At 73.5% G+C, this 3,541-nt stretch carries 1 protein-coding gene; it reads right to left on the bottom strand.

Annotation, left to right across the window (positions count from 1 at the left end; genetic code table 11):
- Window positions 1-3,541, bottom strand: a 3,541-nt coding sequence (locus tag ACNTMW_RS34160; RefSeq protein ID WP_426638209.1) for an amino acid adenylation domain-containing protein, incomplete at both ends; no start/stop codon positions are given.

Below are 3,541 nucleotides of genomic sequence, written 5' to 3'. Positions count from 1 at the left end.
ACCAGCAGCGACTGGTCGAACCACGCCTCCGACCCCGGCGCCACCTCGAACAACCACCGCTGGATCGGCGTCAACGGCACCTCGCCGACCACCGGACCCTGATCGGCGGTCTCCGGAAGGGCCGCGGACGCGAGCAGGGCGAGCGACGCGATGGTCTGGCGCAGGAAGATGTCCTTGGAGCTGAGCCGCAGGCCCGCCTGGCGGGCCCGGGTCACGACCTGGATGCTCAGGATCGAGTCGCCGCCGAGGGAGAAGAAGTTGTCCTCGACCCCGACCCGCTCCACCCCCAGCACCTCGGCCCAGACCCCGGCCAGGATCCGCTCGGCCTCGGTCCGCGGCGCCACGTAACCCGCGCTCGCACCCGAGCCGAAGTCCGGCGCCGGCAACGCCCGCCGGTCCAACTTGCCGTTAGGGTTGAGCGGCAGCGCGTCGAGCGCCACGAACGCGGACGGCACCATGTAGTCCGGCAGCGAGCCGCCCAGGAACCCGCGCAGCCCCGCCGCGTCGACCGTCGCTCCCGGTGCCGGCACCACGTAGGCGACCAGCCGCTTGTGCCCGGACGTCTCCTGCCGGGCGACCACCACCGCCTCGGCCACCCCCGGGTGGCGCAGCAACGCCGCCTCCACCTCACCCAGCTCGATCCGGAACCCACGGATCTTGACCTGGTCGTCGGCCCGGCCCAGGTACTCCACCTGCCCGTCGGCGGTCCAGCGCACCACGTCCCCGGTCCGGTACATCCGGCTGCCCGCCTCGCCGAACAGCTCGGCGAACGGGTCGGGCACGAACCGCTGCGCGGTCAGCCCCGGCCGGCCCAGGTAGCCACGGGCCAGGCCACGACCGCCCAGGTACAGCTCGCCGGGCACCCCGACCGGCACCGGCCGCAGGTCGGCGTCCAGTACGTAGGTCCGGGTGTTGGCGATCGGCCGGCCGATCGGCGGGGTGCGCCCGGAGTCGCCGGCCTCGCTGTCGGAGTACCAGGCGGTGGCGTACACGGTGGCCTCGGTCGGGCCGTAGATGTTGGCGATCCGGCTGTCCGGCAGCACCGACCGCAGTTCCCGCACGGTACGCGCGGGCAGCGCCTCACCGGCCAGCACCACGTTGTCGGCGGTGACCGCCAGGGCGCCCTGGGCGAGTACCTGGGAGATCGCCGACGGCACCCCGCTGATGAGGCTCGCCGTCCACGGCTGCGCCGGGCGCTCGGCCAGGGCCAGGACGTCGGCGACGACCTCGATGCTGCCGCCGGCCAGCAGCGGGCAGAAGATCTCGAAGACGGAGACGTCGAAGTTCAGCGACGTCGACGCCACCACGCGGGACAGCCCGGACGCGCCGAACGCCTCCACCGCCCAGGCCACCAGGTCGACCACGGGCTGGTGGGCGACGACCACGCCCTTGGGCCGGCCGGTCGAGCCGGAGGTGTAGATGACGTACGCCGGGTGGGCACCCGACAGCGGCCGTACCCGGTCGGCGTCGGTGAGGTCGCCGGCCGGGTACCCGGCCAGGTCGGTCCGGTCGAGCACCAGCCGGTCGACCCCGGGCGCGGCCGGTACCAGGTCGGCGGTGCCGCTCGTGGTCACCACCAGCGCCGGCCGGGCATCGCCGAGCATGAACCCGATCCGCTCCGCCGGGTAGCCGGGGTCGATCGGCAGGTACGCCGCGCCCGACTTCAGGACGGCGAGCAGCGCCACGATGAGGTCGGTCGAGCGGGGCAGGGCCAGCCCCACGAACCGCTCCGGGCCGGCACCGTACTCGACCAGCAGCCGCGCCAGCCGGTTGGCCCGCGCGTTCAGCTCGCCGTACGACAGCGTCACGCCGTCGTGTACCACCGCGACCGCGTCCGGGGTACCCGCCGCCTGCGCCTCGAACAGTGCCGGCAGCACCGTCTCGGGCACCGGCCGGGCGGTGTCGTTGTACTCCACCAGCACCCGCCGCCGCTCGGCCGGCGTCAGCAGCGGCAGCTCCGCCACCGGCCGGTCCGGGTCCGCGGCGATCCCGGCGAGCAACACCTCCAGGTGCCCGGCCAGCCGCTCGACCGTCGCCGCGTCGAACAGGTCGGTGTTGTACTCGATCGCGAGGTTGAGCCCGCCGTCCCTGGGTAGAAACTCGACGACGAGGTCGAACCGGGCGGACGGGCGGGGCAGGTCGTGCTCGGTGATCCTCAAGGCCCCGGCTTCCCGGGGTCGCACCATGGTGTCCTGGAGTACGACAAGGGCCTGGACGAGCGGGGTGCGACTGGGGTCGCGGTCCGGTTGCAGCTCCTCGACCAGCCGGTCGAACGGCACCTCGTCGTGGGCGAACGCCTCCAGGACCGTCTCCCGGACGCCGGCCAGGAACTCGCCGAAGGTCCGGGCGCGGTCGAGGTGTCCACGTAGGACGACCGTGTTGACGAAGAACCCGACCAGGTCCTCCAGCTCGGCGCGGTTGCGGCCGGAGGTCACGGTACCGACGGCGACGTCGTCGGTGTTGGTGTAGCGCGACAGCAGCACCTGCGTCGCGGCGACGAGGGTCATGAACAGGGTGGCGTCGTGCCCGTGGGCCACCGTGGACAGCCGGGCGACGAGGTCGGCGGGCAGGTCACGGCGGTGGATGGCGCCGGAGGTGGTACGTAGGTGTGGTCGGGGCCGGTCGGTGGGCAACTCCAGGACGGGCAGGCCGGCGAGCTTGTCCCGCCAGTAGGCCAGGTGCTCGTCGAGGGCCGGGCCGTCGACGCGTTCGCGCTGCCACACGGCGAAGTCCGGGTACCCGATGGCCAGCTCGGGCAGGTGCGCGGCGGTGTTCCCGGTGGCGGCCGCGTACCGTTCCGCGAGCTCGTCGACGAGAATGCGTACCGACCAGCCGTCGGTGATGATGTGGTGCTGGCAGAGCAGCAGGACGTGGTCGGCGGCGGCGAGGCGGACCAGCAGCGCCCGGGTCAGCGGGGCGCGCCTGAGGTCGAACGGGCGCTTCAGTTCGTCGGTCAGTTCCCGGGCCAGCGCGGGTTCGCGGTCTCCCGGGTCGAGGGTGGACAGGTCGGCGACGCGTACGGGTATCTCCCCGGTGTCGGCGATCACCTGGGCCGCGTGGCCGTCGACGTCGTCGAAGGTGGTCCGCAGCGCCTCGTGCCGGGCGACCAGGCCGTCGAGCGCGGCCCGCAGCGCGACGAGGTCGAGCGGGCCCGACAGTCGCAGGCCGATTCCGGTGTTGTACTCGATCCCGCCGGTGAGGTCGTCCAGGAACCACAGTCGCTGCTGCGCCGCCGACAGGGGCAGCGTACGGTGGCGCGGCACGGCGGTGATCCGTTCCGGGCGGCCCGTGCGCGGCTGGGTGTCCACCCGGTCGGCGAGAGCCGCGACGGTCGGGGCGTCGAACATGGTGCGGGCCGACAGGTCGGCGTGCAGGGTCGCCCGGATCCGGGCGAGGACGCGGGCGCCGAGGATGGAGTCGCCGCCGAGGTCGAAGAAGTTGTCGTGGACGCCGACCCGGTCGAGGCCGAGCACGTCGGCCCAGACGGCGGCGATGACCCGCTCGGTGTCGGTCTGCGGAGCGGCATAGCCGTCCTCGGTGG

Origin of the sequence: Planosporangium spinosum, from assembly GCF_049999945.1 — a bacterium.
GTDB lineage: Bacteria > Actinomycetota > Actinomycetes > Mycobacteriales > Micromonosporaceae > Planosporangium > Planosporangium spinosum.
The sequence above is the reverse complement of the archived record's forward strand: the minus strand, read 5'-3'. Positions and strand labels throughout refer to the sequence as shown.